The sequence below is a fragment of the Klebsiella sp. GB_Kp056 genome (assembly GCF_040064755.1).
In the GTDB taxonomy this organism is placed as follows: domain Bacteria; phylum Pseudomonadota; class Gammaproteobacteria; order Enterobacterales; family Enterobacteriaceae; genus Klebsiella; species Klebsiella quasipneumoniae.
In genome coordinates, this window is sequence record NZ_JBEAJA010000015.1 from 1 (window position 1) to 839 (window position 839).

The following is an 839-nucleotide window of genomic DNA, read 5'->3' on the forward strand; positions in this document are numbered from 1 at the left end:
ACTGCGCGCCGGACGTCCACGCCATTAAGGAGGCGCTGGCCCTGGCCCTGCCGTCGGTGCAGGGGCAGATGGAGAGCCTGGCGGTGGACATGGGCTACTCCGCCGGGGTGCTGGCCATCTTCTATAAGGTGGCGATTGGCTCGGGCATCGCGCCGCTGGTGATTTTTATGGGCGTCGGGGCGATGACCGACTTCGGCCCGCTGCTGGCCAACCCGCGGACCCTGCTGCTGGGGGCGGCGGCGCAGTTCGGTATCTTCGCCACCGTCCTCGGGGCGCTGACGCTGAACTACTTCGGCCTGATTTCGTTCACCCTGCCGCAGGCGGCGGCCATCGGCATCATCGGCGGCGCCGACGGCCCGACGGCGATCTACCTGTCGGGCAAGCTGGCGCCGGAGCTGCTGGGGGCCATCGCGGTGGCCGCCTACTCCTACATGGCGCTGGTGCCGCTGATCCAGCCGCCGATCATGAAGGCGCTGACCACGGATAAGGAGCGGAAGATCCGCATGGTGCAGCTGCGCACGGTGAGTAAGCGGGAGAAGATCCTCTTCCCGGCGGTGCTGTTGCTGCTGGTGGCGCTCCTGCTGCCGGACGCCGCGCCGCTGCTGGGGATGTTCTGCTTCGGCAACCTGATGCGCGAGAGCGGGGTGGTGGAGCGGCTGAGCGATACGGTGCAGAACGCGCTGATCAACATCGTGACCATCTTCCTCGGGCTGTCGGTGGGGGCCAAGCTGGTGGCGGACAAGTTCCTGCAGCCGCAGACGCTGGGGATCCTGCTGCTGGGGGTGATCGCCTTCTGCGTGGGGACCGCCGCCGGGGTGCTGATGGCGAAGCTGCTGAAC

The 839-nt window shown here is 67.9% G+C and carries 1 protein-coding gene; it reads left to right on the forward strand.

What is annotated here, in order from left to right:
• Positions 1-839: sodium ion-translocating decarboxylase subunit beta (locus ABLV52_RS00620; RefSeq protein ID WP_348889869.1), on the forward strand; the 839-nt coding region annotated here is incomplete at both ends.